This is a genomic window from Segatella maculosa DSM 19339 = JCM 15638 (genome assembly GCF_000382385.1).
Classification (GTDB): Bacteria; Bacteroidota; Bacteroidia; order Bacteroidales; family Bacteroidaceae; genus Prevotella; species Prevotella maculosa.
In genome coordinates this window covers 19,031-36,095 of record NZ_KB908338.1, presented here as the reverse complement: position 1 = coordinate 36,095, position 17,065 = coordinate 19,031, and the positions used below count along the sequence as shown (strand labels likewise).

Below are 17,065 nucleotides of genomic sequence, written 5' to 3'. Positions count from 1 at the left end.
TTATAATGTATTAAAATATTCTTTATATACGCGCAAATCCTCTTCACAATCGGTAAAGACTTCCAATAAGATCGGACGGTCTGAATGCTCGCTGGTCAAAGTCTCCATGTGCTTCTCAAGCGACACCGGATCATCAGCCGAATAGTACCGAATATTGTTCTCTTGACAAATTCCTTCGGCTGTAGCAGAATGCTTTGCCATTACCATTTTATTACGCACACTACTCTGTCTTAATCCTTCGAACTTTCCAAAAATTTCCCCGCCATGATTATTCAACAACAAGATTCTGAGATTAGACTTCAGATTCTGATTCCATAAAGCATTTTGATCATAGAAGAAACTCAGATCCCCGATGACACAATACACCCGTTCATTTGTTGCCAAAGAATATCCTCCGGCTGTGGAAAGCGAGCCTTCTATGCCATTAACTCCCCGATTACAATAGATATGGTGCCATGCATAGATGCACCCTAGCCTGACCGATATACTGTTGGCATAGTGGACAATAGGCACAGTATCGTCTTTTGCCAAGCGTTCTTCCAAGAACTTCACTGCCAACATATTTGAATAGTCGGGCTGAAAATCCAAACGATGCTCAAGTGCTTTTTGTCTTACAGCTTCCCAACGGTTAAACCAATCTTCATTTCCATCGCTATTGATGGACATCAGAATATCATTGGGACGGGCCTGAACCACACCTTGTAAGTTCTTAAAGGTATCATGCACGCAGCCTTCGGGATTAACAATCCAACATGACGCATGCTTTGCGCTGCGTAGGAATTGCTTGACGCGCTTACTCACCAACACATCGCCGACATATAATATGAAATCAGGAAGGAAGTTTTCCTTTCCACCTACCAAATGCATCGTTTCCTCAAGACACGCCTCCCTTTCACCGACACTCAATGCTTCGTGCAAGACAACATGTTTCCGGGAAGTCAACCAATCTACAGTACAAGCAGCTATCGCCGAAGGCTTTGCTTGTCCAATCACGATCAATGGTCTGCGGGCAGTCTGCAGGGCAGTCTGCAATGGTTTTATATATTGAATAGAAGAGGGACGAATATCCAAATCAGATAAGAAACATATTTTACGCTCCTTAGGCAATTGTTTTACATTGAATGTATAAAGAGATTCTGCTATAGGGACATTGATATGCACCGGCCCACGACTTCCTTGCATACAAGCTATCATTGCCTCGTTTAGCATTCGATTGCAATACCAATGTTCTTCTTCGTCACACGATTCGGGTAAACTCACCGAGCATCTGACAAAAGACCCAAAGGTACCCGCTTGTGGAAGCGTTTGTCCATCCAGCTGATTTATCCATCGATTCGGGCGGTCTGCCGACACAACGACCAGCGGAATATGTTGATAGAAGGCCTCGGCAACGGCAGGACATAAGTTCAACAAGGCCGTACCGCTTGTGATGCAAACCACAACGGGTTCACACAAAACTTGGCATAATCCCATAGCATAAAAACCAGCACTGCGTTCATCGGTCACCGGATAGCACCGAATATCTCCGCACGCGTCAAGATTATGCACGATGGGCGCATTCCTACTGCCCGGGCAGACCACTGCATGGCGTACGCCATAGACGACCAAAAGGCTTGTCAATACATTTACATTTTCCTTATCTGAGAACATTCAACATCGTATTTAGTTTTATTTCGGTTTCTTCCCATTCCCTTTTCTCTTCTGAGTCTATCAGCAATCCACCTCCAGCATAAAGGCGACAAACATTATCGATTATCTCCATACAACGCAATGAAACATAAAGGTGAGTGGCTCCGTCCATATTCAACGGGCCACAAAAGCCACTGTAATACTTACGCTCATGAGACTCGTTATTCAATATAAACTCAAGCGCAGCCTGTTTGGGGATACCACACACGGCTGGAGTAGGATGTAGGGCAGAAAGAACACGGCCAACCTCTTCGTCATGCTTCAATGAGAAATGAAAATCCGTACACCGGTGATACAGATTGGCAGCCATACGCGTATAAGGCTCACTCTTCACGGTTTCATCAGCATAAACAGAGAGACTACGGCCGATATAATCAGCCACATACTGCTGTTCCCGACAGTCCTTATCTTCCCAAGCACCGGCTTTCCGCATCGTTCCTGCCAAGGCCATCGTATGCCACAAACTCTCTCCGGGCTTTCTTTCTATCAACACTTCGGGCGTGGCCATCAGCCAAGTGCCGCTCCTCGGCGTCGAAACCAGACACACAAACTGGTGCGGATACAAGGCGCAGGCCCTGCTGAACAAGTGCATTGGATCCAAATCCTCCTTGCTCTCCACCTCGATATGGCGCGAAAGCACAATCTTCTGCAACCGTCCGCTAAGAAGATTTGCACGAAAGCGTCGGAAGTCTTCATGATAACTGTCCCGATCAGAAGCGACAACTTCTATCCCGGCAGCCCCGGCCTCAGTTTTGCACTTCTCACAGTAGCATTCTTGAACATCGTCAGCAGAAATCACCAACAGAGGGGCAGAAGCCGAAACTGAAAAAGGGGCAAAGACAAACCCGGAAAGACCGCTCAATGAAGCATAAGAAGGAATTACCAACGGTTCATGGGTTGAACGTATCAGCTGGTATTTCTGCGCTTCCGGAAGCCGATAAGCAACAATAACGGTCATCTTTTCGGAGTTGTGGATTTCATGATGTAATTTGTTACATGCACCGTCGAGATCAAGTCTCCGGAAGAGTCTGTTATATCTATCTGCCACTCGTGCAAGGTATTCCCTTTGAACTGCAGTCGCCCCCAAGCCGTCACGGTGTCTCCTTCGAGCACAGCCTTGACATGACTGCCACTGACGTTGATGCCCACGCATATCTTTCCCGGACACAGGGCGATGCTCCCCACACCCGCCAAATTCTCGGCCAAGGCTAATGAGGCGCCGCCCGACAGGAAGCCGAATGCTTGCTTGTTGCGTTCGTCAACTTTCATGACGGCCTTGCAGGTATCAGGCTCCGGAGTCGAAATGAATTCCATTCCCAGCGTGTTGGACAGTCCATCGTGCCGGCGTAACATCTCTTTTATTTTTTCTACGTTCATCGTCGTCAGATTTAATTGCTCCATGCAAATTTACATAAAATACACGAGTCTAGGACAATAGTTTGCAAAAACATTGTTTTTGCAGCGTAAAATCAGCCACTTTACCATGCAATATGGCTGAGATTGCGTGGCAGAATGGCTGAGATTGAATTGCGATAAGGCTGAAACAAGATTGTAACAAGATTGCAATTCTTTTTAAAAAAGAGTGTCATATTGTTTGGTGGAATGAAATAAATGTTATATTTTTGCACCTAAAGACGGGTTTGTGTCAACAAATCATATAAAAAAGACATTAAAATATGAAGTCATATGCATTCTTTTATTACTTTTATTTTTACTTTGCAAGGATTTGTGGAGCGGGAAGTTGCGTGTGAATTTCAACTTAAGATTTGAATGAAAACAAGAGAATAAAAATACGAAACGGTCCCGCTTGATAGAGTGAGGACCGTTTTTCATTGATAAAAGATGAAGAAAATAGCAATACAAGGCGAGAAAGGGTCGTTCCATGACATTGCGGCACACCAATATTTTGAAGGCGAGCAGGTAGAATTGATTTGCTGTTCCACTTTCGAGCAGGTGTTTGAGCATATTAAGAGGGAGCCGACGGCAGTGGGAGTGGTGGCTATTGAGAACACGATAGCCGGTTCGTTGCTTCATAATTATGAGCTGTTGCGCGAGAGTGGTGCGGTTGTCGTGGGCGAGTATAAACTTCATATCAAGCATTCGGTTTGCTGCTTGCCCGATGAAGACTGGGCAGATATTTCCGAGGTTCATTCTCATCCGGTGGCATTGGCGCAATGTCGCAACTTTCTTTCCGAACATCCTGATATAAAAGCCGTGGAAGCAGAAGATACAGCCGGCAGTGCTGCATATATTGCAAAGTACAAGAAGTACGGCTGGGCAGCCATTTGCTCAAGTTATGCGGCCAAACTATATGGCATGAAAGTGTTGCAAGAGGATATTCACGACAACAAACATAACTATACGCGTTTTCTTGTGGTGTGTAATCCGCATGGGGTAGCTCGTTTCTCTTGTGAAGGAAAGCGTAACAAGGCGAGTCTCGTATTCAGCCTGCCCCATGAAGAGGGAAGTTTGAGTAAGGTACTCACCATCTTGAGCTTTTACGACATCAACCTGACGAAAATACAATCGCTTCCAATCGTTGGTCATGAGTGGGAATACCTGTTCTATGTCGATGTAACCTTTTCAAACATGGAACGCTTTCGGCAGGGCATTGATGCCATCACGCCGCTTGTAAAGAACATAAAAATACTTGGAGAATATGAAAGCTGCTGACAGAGTGAATGAGATACAGGAATATTATTTCAGTCGTAAGCTGAAAGAAGTTGCCAAACTCAATGCCGAAGGGCAGGACATTATCAGTCTTGCCATTGGAAGTCCTGACCTTCCACCATCGAAACAGACGATAGAAAAGCTCTGCGAGGTAGCGCGAAGGCCCGATGCACATGGCTACCAACCCACGATGGGCACACCTGAACTGCGCAAGGCAATGGCCGGATTCTATCAGCGTTGGTATGGAGTGACATTGAATCCGCAGACAGAGATTCTTCCGCTTATCGGAAGCAAAGAGGGCATTCTACACGTGACATTGGCCTTTGTGAATCCCGGTGACAAGGTTTTGGTGCCCGATCCCGGCTATCCCACCTATACAAGTCTTAGCAAAATTCTTGGGGCAAAGGTTGTGAACTACAGCCTGTGTGAGGATAATGATTGGCAACCCGACTTTGATATGCTGGAGAAGATGGATTTGACAGGGGTTAAACTCATGTGGACAAACTATCCAAATATGCCAACGGGGGTAGCTGCCGACATGGAAACCTACGTACGACTTGTGGCTTTTGCCAAGGAACACGACCTCGTGGTTGTCAATGATAACCCATATTCCTTTATTTTAAACGAGGGTAAGAAATGCTCTATCATGCAGGTGGAGGGTGCAAAAGACTGTTGCATAGAACTCAACTCAATGAGTAAGGCCTATAACATGCCGGGATGGCGTGTGGGTATGTGTGTTTCGAACCCCAAGTTCATGAGTTGGATTTTGAAAATAAAGAGCAACATCGACAGCGGCACGTTCCGTGGCATACAGTTGGCTGCAGCCGAGGCACTGAATGACAATGATGAGGCTTGGCATCGCGAATATAACATCGAAGTGTACAAGCGCCGACGTGGGATTGCCGAGGAAATCATGTGCGCATTGGGTTGTACGTTCAAGCAAAAGCAGGTCGGAATGTTCCTTTGGGGACGTATTCCCGAGTATTATGTTGATGTGGAAGAACTCACTGAGCGCGTGCTCCATGAGGCCGGAGTTTTCATCACTCCCGGCTTTATCTTTGGCGAGAACGGCAAACGCTATGTGCGTATCAGTCTTTGCGCCAAGGAAGAAAAGCTTGAAGAGGCCCTAAGAAGAATTAGGAAAGTGGAGTGAAGAACGCGGAATGATGTGATAAATACGTGAGTTCAAAATAGGAGTCTGATGGAGAAGATACAGAAAAAATTGCATTTCCGAGGTCTCGGAAGATAGTAAGATTAAAAAAACGCCCGTCCGCCGTGGCGGAAAATAGTAAAATAAAAAAAGGACGTTCTTCCGCCATGGCGGAAGATAAAAAATGTAAAAGAAACGTTCTTTCGCCGTGGAGGAATATAAAAAACGTAAAAGAAACGTTCTTCCGCCATGGTGGAAGATAAAAAAACGTAAAAGAAATGTTCTTCCGCCACGGCGGAAGATAAAAAATGTAAAAAGGAACTGTCGTCCGAGGCCTCGGGACCATTTTTTTCTTATCCCGAGCTGGCGTATAGATACATTAAGAATTAAAAAATATGATGATGGAACTCGAATTGCAACCCCTGAATTTACCGAGCGACAATGAACGGCCTTCATGCGTGATAGCAGGCCCTTGCTCGGCCGAGACCGAAGAACAAGTACTCACTACGGCAAAGGAATTGGCAGCCAAAGGTTGTCATATCTTCCGTGCAGGAATATGGAAACCACGCACGAAACCGGGCGGCTTTGAAGGAAATGGAGAGGCAGCATTGCCGTGGTTGAAAGAAGTAAAGGAACAAACCGGTATGTTGACGGCTACTGAGGTGGCTACGCCAGAGCATGTGGAACTGGCATTGAAATACGGTATTGATGTGCTTTGGGTGGGAGCCCGTACCAGTGCTAATCCTTTTGCCATGCAGGCATTGGCTGACAGTTTGAAAGGTATAGATGTCCCTGTGCTTGTTAAAAACCCAGTCAATCCGGATATAGAATTGTGGATTGGTGCCTTGCAACGTATCAATCAGGCAGGCATCAAACGGTTGGGAGCCATTCACCGTGGCTTCTCAAGCTATGACAAGAAGATTTACCGCAACCTACCGATGTGGCAGATACCTATTGAGCTGCACCGACGCATACCTGACCTGCCAATCATCTGCGACCCGAGTCACATTGGCGGGCGTCGTGACTTGATAGCTCCTTTGTGTCAGCAGGCGATGGATTTGGGCTTCGACGGACTGATTGTTGAAAGTCATTGCGCTCCTGACGAGGCTTGGAGCGATGCCAAGCAGCAAGTGACGCCCGATATTCTGGACTATATCCTGAGTTTATTGATTGTTCGAGACGAGCACACCACAACAGAAGGGCTTCGCCAACTGCGTTCGCAGATAGATGAAATCGATAACCTGTTGATGGACCTTTTGGCTAAACGAATGCGTGTGTGCCGTGAGATAGGAACATATAAGAAGGAACACAACATGACCGTACTTCAGGCAAGCCGCTACAATGAAATTTTGGAGAAGCGTGGTGCACAGGCGAGTCTCTGTGGTATGAGTCCGGAGTTTGCGGCACAAGTGTTTGAGCATATCCATGAGGAGAGTGTACGTCAGCAGTTGGAAATCGTAAATCAGTAAAGAGATGAAGATTTTAATTATGGGGGCAGGTAAGATGGGAAGTTTCTTCATCGACCTGCTCAGCTTCGACCATGAGGTGGCCGTCTACGAGAAAGACCCCAAGCGTATGCGGTTCACTTATAACTGCCAACGCTTTACCAAGCTTGAGGAAGTAAAGGGTTTTACGCCTGAGTTGGTTATTAATGCAGTTACTGTAAAAAACACGTTGTCGGCCTTTTGTGAGATATTGCCTTACCTTTCTTCTGATAGCATCATCAGTGATATAGCCAGTGTTAAGACCGGACTAAAAGCATTTTATGAACAGAGCGGACACCCTTATGTGAGTAGTCATCCGATGTTCGGTCCCACCTTTGCAAATCTAAATCAGTTGAGTGAAGAGAATGCCATCATCATCAGTGAGGGCGACCGTACGGGGCGCATCTTTTTCAAAGACCTTTACCGGCGTTTAGGGCTCAATATCTATGAATATACGTTCCAAGAGCATGATGAAACCGTGGCCTATTCATTGAGTATCCCGTTCGTCTCGACGTTTGTCTTCGCTGCCGTGATGAAACATCAGGACGCTCCGGGAACGACGTTCAAGCGTCATATGCAAATAGCCAAGGGCGTGCTGAATGAAGACGACTATCTCTTGCAGGAAATACTGTTCAATCCTTATACGAACGGGCAGGTTGCAAAAATCAGAGAAGAGCTGAAGCTGCTCATGGACATCATCGAGCATAAAGATGCCGAAGCCATGAAGGCTTTCTTGGCGAGGATTCGCGGTCATCTGAAAGAAGAATTAGGCTGAACGTTTTATGAATATACTTTGTCTGTTGCTTGGTATCTTCACTTTCGTGGAACTGAACTGCGAGAACCTTTTCGACACCCGACACGATTCTCTCAAGCACGACATGGAGTTTCTGCCTGACAGTTACCATTATTGGAATAAGGGACGTTATTGGAAGAAACTTAACCACATCGGACAAGAGATTATTGCTTGCGGGGGAGAAGGAAAAGCATGGATATTGCCGGATATGGTTGCGCTTTGTGAAGTAGAGAATGACTCGGTTATGCACGATCTTACCAAGCGTTCACTATTGCGTCAGGCACGTTATGAATATATCATGACCGACTCACCCGATGAGCGCGGCATTGATGTGGCATTGCTCTATTCACCTTTTACTTTTCAGTTGCTTTCGTGGCATGCCATTCGTGTCGCGCCCGTCAAGGCTATGAAGCCCACGCGCGACATTCTTTATGCCGCAGGGCGAGTGATAACGGGCGACACGCTCCATGTGTTCGTGTTGCATGCACCCAGCAGGAGCGGTGGCGAGCTTGCAACGCGCCCCAATCGAATGGTGGTTGCAAGGCGATTGCAAGCAGCTGTGGACTCTGTTCGGCGTTGTTCTTCAAGGCCGCATATTCTTGTGGCCGGGGATTTCAATGACTATACGCAAGATGCGAGCTTGCAATATCTTGTCACGCGCGGGCTTACCGACATCTCTGCTTCGGCCACGGGAACGCACGGGGCGAAAGCAACCTATAAATATAAAGGAGAGTGGGGGAGTCTGGACCATGTGCTCTGCAGTGCGCCTTTGCTGCCAAGGTTCAGAGGCTGTATCGTAGCCGACTTTCCCTTTCTGTTGACCGATGACGAGGTATACGGTGGCGTGCAACCGCTAAGAAACTTCCGAGGGGCGAAATACTTTAATGGGTTCAGCGACCATTTACCTTTGGTTGCGCACTTTGAATTCTGAACTGCGCATGAAACGCACGAAACTGGAGACAGAAAAAATAAATTCCTTTCTAATAAGCTTTTCTGTCTCAAATTAATTGTTAACCTTTTCTGCCGAAATGATACTTTCAAGCAGTGATAATAAGGTTAAATCCGTATCTCTTATGATTTATATCCGGATAGAAACGTATTTACATCCGTATCTTTTATCATTTATATCCGTATCTAATGGAATTATCTCCATGGAGAAACGAACTTATCTCCATGGAGATAAATATTTTTCTCCACGGTGATAAGAATTTATCTCCATGGAGATAATTCAATTAGATACGGATGTAAATCATGGGACATACGGTTGTAAATACGTTTCCGTCCGGTTGTAAACTCGGAAACATACACATTAAAATGGATTTATATATGGGAGAGAATTTGAGGGCTTGCGGAAAAGAGAAAAAGTCACTGCGGACTTAATGGCTGATGTGACAGGTTGGTATGGTTGGTGTGGCTGATAATTGTAGGCCGATATAAGGTTGCCAGCTTGTATTTCGTGATTTTCAAATGCAATCCGTGCTGCTTTGGGGGCTGCTGCCATGTTCCATCCATAATGAGGAGGCTGTATTTTCCCTTTTTGGGCGCATGTTTGAGTGCCTCTTGCAGCGTGAAGAAGTTGCCTCGCCCCGTTGTGGAGACCACGGCATCATAATGACGGACGAATGGCTTCAAGGTCTTTATCTTCTGCCCGATGGCATCTGCCAGCAAGCCGGCCACAATCGATGCGCCATACACGCTGTAGTGTGTGTTGTCTTTTCTTCCCTGCGGTATATCTTTGTTCTCACCGGGTTTCAGCCACACGTGCAAGCTGCGGCTTCCGATAACTCCGCACTGCTGTTCGAGCTTGGTTGTTATGGCGTTTGCGTCTATATAAACGACGTTTAGCTTTCGGGCTACGCGCTGTGCAGACAGCCTGTAGGCACCATGCGTGTCAATCAATGTGTCTGTATTGTCGGTTTCGTCATGATAGGGCACGTCGCGCAAGGCCTCATCTTCTATAAGTTCGCTTTTCGCTTGATGGAAATTCCGTCGGGCTACAGGGCTCATCAAAATCGGAATTGCTCCTTTTGCCATCGTCTCACGAGCATATCGCTCTATGTTGGCATCGAAAGTCGCCCCCGGAACCGTATGCCGGGCGGTGTCAGGCTTTGAGTCGTTGTGCCCGAATTGAATGATTACATAGTCGCCGGGCTTCAATGTTTCAAGCACCTTTTGCCATCTTCCTTCGTCCAGAAAGCTCTTGCTTGAACGCCCATTGACTGCATGGTTGCTCACAATCACGTCCTCTGTGAAGTTGGCCTGCAACATCATTCCCCAACCTCGTTCAGGATTATGCAGTGGGTCCTTTTTATCGGCTGCCGTTGAGTCTCCTATAATATATATAACAGGCCGAGGCCGTTTGGAAGCAACCAAAAATAAGGCTGCCAATGCGAAAAGAAGAGGGATAAAATGTTTCATATGCACAGCCATTGGACCTCGAGAATGCCGATACTCAGTTGAATTGGTTTACTTTAGAACCGTGGTTGTCAGCTCTTCTATCGTAACCAAGGTCTGTTCGCCTGTCTGCATATCTTTAAGCGTCAGTTTTCCTTCGTTCATCTCATTTTCTCCGGCAAGCACCACGAAAGGAATATGCTTTGCGTTTGCATATCCCATTTGCTTTTTCATCTTGGCCTTGTCGGGGAATAGCTCTGTACGAATGCCGGCTTTACGAAGCTGTGAAACGAAAGGAAGACAATAGGTGGTTTCCTTTTCGCCAAAGTTAATGAAGAGAACTTGGGTGGCATTCGTGGCCTCTTTAGGATAAAGGTTTAGGGTGTTCAGCACATCGTAGATGCGATCGGCCCCGAAGGAAATGCCGACACCGCTTAACCCCGGCATGCCGAAAATGCCCGTAAGATTGTCATATCGTCCACCTCCGGTTATACTTCCTATCGATGTGTCAAGTGCCTTGACTTCGAATATGGCCCCCGTATAATAATTCAAGCCGCGTGCCAATGTCAAATCAAGTTGTATTTCATTATTTAGTCCGGTAGATTGCAACGTATCGAGAATAAACTTTATCTCTTCAATGCCTTTCAACCCTGTTTCCGAACCTTGAAGAACTCCGGCAATCACATTGAGTTTAGCCCCATTCGAGCCTTCCAAGGAGATAATTGGCTGAAGTTTTTCGATTGCCTCGTCGCTGATACCGTTGGCCTTGAGTTCTGCATTCACATGATCAAGACCAATCTTGTCGAGTTTGTCGATAGCAACCGTGATATCGACAATCTTGTCGGGCTCGCCAATAATCTCGGCAATGCCAGCCAATATCTTTCGATTGTTGATTTTTATTTGAACTTTTATTCCGAATTGTGTGAAAACCGCATCCACAATTTGCATCAATTCTATCTCATTCAGCAGTGAATCTGACCCTACAATATCAGCATCACACTGGTAGAATTCGCGATAACGCCCTTTTTGCGGACGGTCTGCACGCCATACGGACTGAATCTGATAACGTTTGAAAGGAAGTTGAAGCTCGTCACGATGCATTACCACGTAACGTGCAAACGGAACCGTCAAATCATAGCGAAGTCCCTTCTCACATAAGCTTGCGGCCAAGTGAAGCGAGTTGCGTTCATGCAGTTCTTCATCAGACACTTTACTAAGATAATCCCCTGAGTTCAGTATTTTGAAAAGTAATTTATCCCCTTCTTCACCATACTTTCCCATGAGAGTCTGTAAGGTTTCCATTGCCGGTGTCTCAATCTGTTGAAACCCATAGAGAGCATAAACGTCTTTTATGGTGTTGAAAATATAATTTCTTTTTGCCATCTCTTCGGGCCCAAAATCACGGGTCCCTTTTGGAATGGAAGGTTTTTGTGCCATGCTCTATTATTTATAGAATGATTGTTTGTTCCCTATCAGGACCTATCGATACAATACGGATAGGGGTTTCAAGGAATTCTTCCAAGAAACTGATATAATCTCTGAAGGCTTGTGGGAATTGTGATTTATGGGTGAACCTTGTCATATCTGTCTTCCAACCGGCAAACTCTTTGTAAACAGGTTCCACTTCTTCAAGTTCATAAGGCAACTCTTCTGTGCGACTTCCATCTTTCAATTTATAACCTACACACGCCTTGATGATTTCAAAGTCATCAAGAACGTCACTTTTCATCAGAATCAATTGAGTTACACCGTTGATCATTATTGAATAACGCAACTGAATCAAATCTATCCAACCGCATCTACGTTCGCGTCCGGTTACAGCTCCATATTCATGTCCGCGCTGTCTAATCGTCTTTCCAACCTCATCAAAAAGTTCTGTTGGGAAAGGACCTGCACCGACACGCGTGCAATAAGCTTTCATTATGCCATAGACTTCTCCTATTTTGTTTGGGCCAATACCCAAACCGGTACATGCTCCGGCACAAACGGTATTGGATGATGTGACGAAAGGATAGGAACCGAAATCCACATCAAGCATTGTTCCCTGCGCTCCTTCGCAAAGAATATTCTTTCCTGAGCGTAGAAGATTATTGATTTCATGTTCGGAATCAATGAAGTTGAACTGCTTCATATAGTCGATGCCCTCCTTCCAAGTCTTTTCGACTTCTTCAAGACCATCAAAATCAGTCCACCCAAGCGCAGCCAACATCTTCAGATGTCGCTTTTTGTGAGTAGCATATTTTTCTTCAAAACCATCAAGAATATCTCCTACTCTCAATCCGTTTCTGCTAACCTTGTCCGTATAAGTTGGTCCGATGCCCTTACCCGTAGTTCCTACTTTATCCTTTCCTTTATCAGATTCATACGCCCGATCCAAAATACGATGAGTGGGCATTATGAGATGGGCTTTCTTTGAGATGTACAGACGTTCTTTCAAAGGGTGCCCACTCTTTTCCAAGTCCTTTGCTTCCAACATGAACAAATCGGGAGCAAGCACAACACCGTTACCAATTATATTCACTTTCCCACCTTGGAATATACCGGAAGGAATTGAACGAAGCACATATTTCTGTTTTTCAAACTCTAAGGTATGTCCTGCATTCGGTCCTCCTTGAAAGCGTGCCACCACGTCATAGTCAGGTGTTAAGACGTCAACTATCTTTCCTTTTCCTTCATCGCCCCACTGTAATCCGAGTAGGACATCAACTTTTCCTGTTGTGTTCATCTTTTATACAGATTATTGCTTTTTAATTCCTATACTGTTTTTAACCTTATGTTGTCGCATTGAATTGGGTTGACACCTATTGCACACCCCGTATAGATAGAGCATAAAATCATCTTTGCAAAAACGTTTGGGTTTCATCTTATCAATTGTATCCACTATTTCCGTACAGTTTAAGTAAGTAGTCTTCCCACATATCCTGCATATCTGTTGAATGTGCCCATGTTCAAGCGAAGAGGCTTCGTACACAACGGAACCTAACAACTGATGTTTGACAACCAATCCTAATTTCGAAAATAATTTTACACAGTTATAGAGTGTCGCCCTACTTACGCGGAAACATTTTTTATCAAGAATATCATTCAATGTTTCTATGGTGAAATGACCGTCCACGCTGTATATCGCCTCCAATACAGCATAGCGTTCGGGAGTCTTGCGATGACGATCCGTTTCCAAACATCTATTCAAAATCTCGTAAGCCCTTTGTATGTCCTCTTTCACCATTGAAATAATTTGATGTACAAAAATAACAACTTTACGTCAGATTGGAAAATATAATAACATTATTTTAATTTAAAAATCTATGACATTGTGCAATGCCTTACGCGCTATCAGCTCATACTCACGACCCAGTTCCATAAAGTTCATAACAGCATTCATTGCTGCATGTTTGACTCCCATGTTGTCACAAACCAAAGCCGTGGCCGCCTGATCAAGAAATTCGTTAATGCCTCGTTCATTGGGTTTCATGCCTTTTCCAAATAAGCGACTTAATAGACTATAACCACAAATCTGGTATAGGATTTTATCTGAAGCGATACACTCAAAGGCTAAAACAGAGGCGTAATCGACATACTGAAATAGATTCATAGCCAGCAATTCGGCAATTTCTTGCGTCTCGGTCTGCTCTAACCACACATCAGCCAACTCCGCATCCATTCTTTCCGCAGGCATAATCAGCGTCGCGAGAATCTTGCATTCACGTATGTTCTCCTTAAACAAAGCAATCGCCAAATCATAGTCTTTTCCATATTCTTTAGCCTGCTCATTCAAACTGACCAAAGGTATGCCCCAATTGATTTTATAATCTACCCCTTTCGCGCGCATAGACTGCGAAACCGGGCCATTCATCTCAAGTCTGAAACTCTGTTTGATTGCTTTCAGTTTATCTTTCAATTCCATATCTTCTGTTTTTTTTATCTAAATCGGTCACCGGTAAGTTTGCACCGGCGGCGCAGTTAACATTTCTTTATGTTTGACGCTTGCGCACGCTGCGCAATTAACATAGGTTTACAGGCGGAACTTGCGCACCCTGCGCAATTAAGACCTGTTAACAGGGGAAGCTTGCGCACCCTGCGCGGTTAACATAGATTAACGGGTGGAACTTGCGCACTCTGCGCAGTTAAGACACGTTAACAGGCGAGGCTTGCGCACGCTGCGCAGTTAACACATGTTTACGTTTGAAGCTTTCGCCCCGGGGCGCAACCCACTTTTCTTTCCGTTTGATGCTTTCGCCCGCGGGCGCAAGGGCGATGACCGTTCCGGAGGGTTAATATTCGCCTGAATAACGCATCATCTGATGCGTATAACTTTCGGTATAATCCAATTTTATATCGATAATATTGCCGGCAGCATCATATTTCGGCTTCATCCATGGATTCAGAAATCCTTTATAGGGTGCAATTCCCAACTTCTCATAGCGTTTATGAATTTCTTGATGCAGTTGGAAGTCGATATGAACGGCATATTTCTCAACGAGCATTCGTGCCTTTTCATAATCTCCCTCGCTTTTTATACGCTGGATTTCGGCCAGTTGACGGGCAAAAATATTTCTGAGTCGCTCGTAATCTTTCACAATCACATCATGTTTACCATCATGAATTTCCAATGAAACAATTTGATGTTCCGTGTCCATGTCGAGTGCCCAATTTGCAATCAAGGCTCTATTTCTCATGTGTGCCTCCTCTATATTTTTGCCCAATTCTATTCGTACCGATTGTGTCAGCAATCCATTCAGCATATAAGTATAATATTGACTCTTATAAGCTTCTCTATCGGGTAGTAAACCTAATGCTAACATTTTATCATCTGCTAAATAATAGAGTCCGAATAAATCTGCGCGTGCTTCTTCAATGGTGTTACCATAAGCTTTCAAAGCGTCCGGGTCAGTGTCTTTTAATAACTGCCCGCTTCCATGTCCGAGACACTCATGCATATCCGTATGGAGAACATCGCAAATAGCTCCATACGCATTAATGAGTTGCCGTGTTTTACTGTCTATCACGAATTCTGACATAAACTCACTACCATGGGAGACTTTGTTGTATGCGTCTATAAGATTGCCGATGGTAACGCTTTTTGATCCATACTCGGCTCTGATCCAATCAGCATTCGGAAGATTAATACCTATCGCCGTCGAGGGATACTCATCTCCCCCAAGCATAGCTGCACAAACGACATTTGCAGTTACACCTCTCACCGTCTTCTTCTTGAATCTGTTGTCTATCGGAGAATGATCTTCAAACCATTGGGCATTTTCACTAATCAATTGTGTACGCTTTGTAGCAATGACGTCTTTATATTCTACAATGCCTTCCCATGAACCTTTGAGCCCTAAAGGGTCTCCATATACTTCTATAAATCCATTGATGAAATCAATCTGCCCTTCATGCTCTTTGAGCCATGCAACAGAATATTCATCGAACAAGGCCAAGTCGCCCGTTTGATAATATTTGATGAGCATGGAAATTATCTTTTCCTGCTGTTCATTTTCAGCATATTGCTTGGCTTTACTCAGCCAATGAATGATTTGGCAGATTTTTTCCCCATACAAACCATCAGCCTTATAGACCAATTCTGTCACTTCTCCGTTGATTTTGATCAATTTAGAATTAAGTCCATAAGATGCCGGTCGCGTTTCGCCATCTGCTTTAAGGTTCCCATAAAACTGTTCGACTTCTTTTTGGGAAATATCTTCATAGAAATTGCACGCCGATGTTCTTATCAAATCAACTCCCTCGGCCTTATTTACTCGTTTTGGTAAGTAATCTTCATCAAAAATAACCTTTAAGAGTTCGGCCCGTAATTCCTGCTTGGCATCATTAGAACTTAATCCCAACAGCTCATACGGCAAGGCATCATAGGCCTCACAAAAAAAACTCTTGCTGAATTTAGGCGTAAACTTATCGCAATTATAATGATGATAGATACCATTTGAAAACCAAACACGTTTTAAATAAATAACCAACGCTTTGAAATCTTGATTATCACGGTTGCCATCATAATTAAGATAGATACATTCAAGCACCTTGCGTATTCTCAGATTATATTTACCAAATTGATCAAATGTGATATCTCTACCCGACAAGACCGCTTCAGACAAATAATAAATATAAATCTTTTGTCGAAGGGACAATTCTTCAAATCCAACAAGTTTATATCTAAGAATTTGAATGTCTGCAAACTTTTCGTCTATATACTTCATATTATTCATACAAAATCAAAGCCCACAACAAGAGGACAATCACCTTGCTGTGGACTTCGAAATATAAAAATTAGAATCATTCAACACTAAGTATCGATAATTTATTTTTTACACCAAGTTTCCTTCCACGTCTTTTTGGCATCTCCAGTTGCAAAGGATATTGTTGACAATGACGAAGCTTGTAGTCACGGGGTGTACAACCATTTAATCTAAAGAAAGAAGCATAAAACGACTGGCGATTAGAAAATCCCACCATATCTGAAATATCTTCTATATTCAAATCCTTATAACGTTTGTCCACGAGCAGGGTCATGGCTTCTTCTATACGGTATTTATTGACAAATGAAGTATAATTCATATGAAACTTTACATTTACAACAGCCGAAATATAACGCGTATTTGTACTCAAATCATCGGCAAGTTTTTTTGCGGAATAATCCTTATCCTTATATTTTTTCTGTATCAAAATAATATCAAGAATTTTCTCTTTCAAATCGTCCATTAATCCCGGACTTATCAAGGTTTGGTAAGCTGCTTCTTTTTCCCGCTTTTCGGTAATATTATACTTTGCCATACATAGAAATAATTAAATAGTTATCCTCCTTTATGTCGCAAATATAGATATAAAAAATTAATTTATCAAGTTTTTGGACATTATTTTTTATAAAAAAATTGGTAA

15 protein-coding genes are annotated in these 17,065 nt (G+C 44.1%); 5 read left to right on the top strand and 10 right to left on the bottom strand.

Annotated elements, in window-relative coordinates:
• The 3 genes from menD to H164_RS0112200 are packed head-to-tail and all read right to left on the bottom strand — an operon-like array spanning position 1 to position 3,066.
• Positions 1–1,650: a 2-succinyl-5-enolpyruvyl-6-hydroxy-3-cyclohexene-1-carboxylic-acid synthase gene (menD, locus tag H164_RS0112210; protein WP_019968883.1), complete on the bottom strand. Its 1,650-nt coding sequence runs from the start codon at positions 1,648–1,650 to the stop codon at positions 1–3.
• A complete protein-coding gene (locus tag H164_RS0112205) occupies positions 1,637–2,647 on the bottom strand; it encodes an isochorismate synthase (protein ID WP_019968882.1) in 1,011 nt (336 codons plus the stop codon). The genes menD and H164_RS0112205 overlap by 14 nt, the downstream gene beginning before the upstream one ends.
• Positions 2,644–3,066, bottom strand: coding sequence for a PaaI family thioesterase (locus H164_RS0112200; protein ID WP_019968881.1), 423 nt, complete (start codon positions 3,064–3,066; stop codon positions 2,644–2,646). Before H164_RS0112200 ends, H164_RS0112205 begins: the two co-directional genes overlap by 4 nt.
• Positions 3,067–3,531: 465 nt before the next feature.
• Here H164_RS0112200 and H164_RS0112195 point away from each other — a divergent pair, with 465 nt between their 5' ends.
• The 5 genes from H164_RS0112195 (at position 3,532) to H164_RS0112175 (ending at position 8,717) form a co-directional block, all read left to right on the top strand.
• Entirely contained in the window at positions 3,532–4,362 is an 831-nt protein-coding gene (locus H164_RS0112195) for a prephenate dehydratase (protein ID WP_019968880.1), read from the top strand.
• Entirely contained in the window at positions 4,349–5,512 is a 1,164-nt protein-coding gene (locus H164_RS0112190; RefSeq protein ID WP_019968879.1) for a pyridoxal phosphate-dependent aminotransferase, read from the top strand. The genes H164_RS0112195 and H164_RS0112190 overlap by 14 nt, the downstream gene beginning before the upstream one ends.
• 398 nt (positions 5,513–5,910) lie before the next feature.
• Complete coding sequence (locus tag H164_RS0112185; protein WP_008566376.1) at positions 5,911–6,978, top strand: bifunctional 3-deoxy-7-phosphoheptulonate synthase/chorismate mutase type II; 1,068 nt, start codon at positions 5,911–5,913, stop codon at positions 6,976–6,978.
• Positions 6,979–6,982: 4 nt separating this feature from the next.
• Positions 6,983–7,768 (top strand): prephenate dehydrogenase/arogenate dehydrogenase family protein, encoded by a 786-nt coding sequence (locus H164_RS0112180; protein WP_026356361.1) that lies wholly within the window; start codon positions 6,983–6,985, stop codon positions 7,766–7,768.
• A 7-nt stretch (positions 7,769–7,775) separates the two neighbouring features.
• Positions 7,776–8,717 carry an endonuclease/exonuclease/phosphatase family protein gene (locus H164_RS0112175; protein WP_025830254.1) on the top strand — a complete coding sequence of 314 codons (942 nt, stop codon included), beginning with the start codon at positions 7,776–7,778 and terminating at the stop codon, positions 8,715–8,717.
• A 434-nt stretch (positions 8,718–9,151) separates the two neighbouring features.
• Here H164_RS0112175 and H164_RS0112170 read toward each other — a convergent pair whose 3' ends face one another.
• The 7 genes from H164_RS0112170 to H164_RS0112140 all read right to left on the bottom strand — a co-directional run bounded on the left by H164_RS0112170 (position 9,152) and on the right by H164_RS0112140 (position 16,960).
• Positions 9,152–10,204, bottom strand: coding sequence for a rhamnogalacturonan acetylesterase (locus tag H164_RS0112170; RefSeq protein ID WP_025830253.1), 1,053 nt, complete (start codon positions 10,202–10,204; stop codon positions 9,152–9,154).
• 48 nt (positions 10,205–10,252) lie between these two features.
• Positions 10,253–11,617, bottom strand: a complete 1,365-nt coding sequence (gene hisS, locus H164_RS0112165) for a histidine--tRNA ligase (protein ID WP_019968875.1) — start codon at positions 11,615–11,617, stop codon at positions 10,253–10,255.
• A gap of 10 nt (positions 11,618–11,627) precedes the next feature.
• Positions 11,628–12,905, bottom strand: coding sequence for an adenylosuccinate synthase (locus tag H164_RS0112160; protein WP_019968874.1), 1,278 nt, complete (start codon positions 12,903–12,905; stop codon positions 11,628–11,630).
• 12 nt (positions 12,906–12,917) lie between these two features.
• Positions 12,918–13,406 carry a Fur family transcriptional regulator gene (locus H164_RS0112155; protein WP_008566369.1) on the bottom strand — a complete coding sequence of 163 codons (489 nt, stop codon included), beginning with the start codon at positions 13,404–13,406 and terminating at the stop codon, positions 12,918–12,920.
• 69 nt (positions 13,407–13,475) lie between these two features.
• Positions 13,476–14,084, bottom strand: a complete 609-nt coding sequence (locus H164_RS0112150) for a DNA alkylation repair protein (protein WP_019968873.1) — start codon at positions 14,082–14,084, stop codon at positions 13,476–13,478.
• A 367-nt stretch (positions 14,085–14,451) separates the two neighbouring features.
• The gene (locus H164_RS0112145) at positions 14,452–16,386 is read right to left on the bottom strand and encodes a dipeptidyl-peptidase 3 family protein (RefSeq protein WP_025830252.1); all 1,935 of its coding nucleotides are present in this window, start codon (positions 16,384–16,386) and stop codon (positions 14,452–14,454) included.
• A gap of 76 nt (positions 16,387–16,462) precedes the next feature.
• On the bottom strand, positions 16,463–16,960 hold the full coding sequence (locus H164_RS0112140) for a helix-turn-helix domain-containing protein (protein ID WP_019968871.1): 498 nt from the start codon (positions 16,958–16,960) through the stop codon (positions 16,463–16,465).
• Positions 16,961–17,065 lie beyond the last annotated feature (105 nt).

What these genes read in the sequence shown, in the direction of transcription:
- menD (WP_019968883.1), bottom strand. Translation starts at nt 1,650, where the DNA reads ATGTTCTCAGATAAGGAAAATGTAAATGTATTGACAAGCCTTTTGGTC.
- H164_RS0112205 (WP_019968882.1), bottom strand. Translation starts at nt 2,647, where the DNA reads ATGACCGTTATTGTTGCTTATCGGCTTCCGGAAGCGCAGAAATACCAG.
- H164_RS0112200 (WP_019968881.1), bottom strand. Translation starts at nt 3,066, where the DNA reads ATGAACGTAGAAAAAATAAAAGAGATGTTACGCCGGCACGATGGACTG.
- H164_RS0112195 (WP_019968880.1), top strand. Translation starts at nt 3,532, where the DNA reads ATGAAGAAAATAGCAATACAAGGCGAGAAAGGGTCGTTCCATGACATT.
- H164_RS0112190 (WP_019968879.1), top strand. Translation starts at nt 4,349, where the DNA reads ATGAAAGCTGCTGACAGAGTGAATGAGATACAGGAATATTATTTCAGT.
- H164_RS0112185 (WP_008566376.1), top strand. Translation starts at nt 5,911, where the DNA reads ATGGAACTCGAATTGCAACCCCTGAATTTACCGAGCGACAATGAACGG.
- H164_RS0112180 (WP_026356361.1), top strand. Translation starts at nt 6,983, where the DNA reads ATGAAGATTTTAATTATGGGGGCAGGTAAGATGGGAAGTTTCTTCATC.
- H164_RS0112175 (WP_025830254.1), top strand. Translation starts at nt 7,776, where the DNA reads ATGAATATACTTTGTCTGTTGCTTGGTATCTTCACTTTCGTGGAACTG.
- H164_RS0112170 (WP_025830253.1), bottom strand. Translation starts at nt 10,204, where the DNA reads ATGAAACATTTTATCCCTCTTCTTTTCGCATTGGCAGCCTTATTTTTG.
- hisS (WP_019968875.1), bottom strand. Translation starts at nt 11,617, where the DNA reads ATGGCACAAAAACCTTCCATTCCAAAAGGGACCCGTGATTTTGGGCCC.
- H164_RS0112160 (WP_019968874.1), bottom strand. Translation starts at nt 12,905, where the DNA reads ATGAACACAACAGGAAAAGTTGATGTCCTACTCGGATTACAGTGGGGC.
- H164_RS0112155 (WP_008566369.1), bottom strand. Translation starts at nt 13,406, where the DNA reads ATGGTGAAAGAGGACATACAAAGGGCTTACGAGATTTTGAATAGATGT.
- H164_RS0112150 (WP_019968873.1), bottom strand. Translation starts at nt 14,084, where the DNA reads ATGGAATTGAAAGATAAACTGAAAGCAATCAAACAGAGTTTCAGACTT.
- H164_RS0112145 (WP_025830252.1), bottom strand. Translation starts at nt 16,386, where the DNA reads ATGAAGTATATAGACGAAAAGTTTGCAGACATTCAAATTCTTAGATAT.
- H164_RS0112140 (WP_019968871.1), bottom strand. Translation starts at nt 16,960, where the DNA reads ATGGCAAAGTATAATATTACCGAAAAGCGGGAAAAAGAAGCAGCTTAC.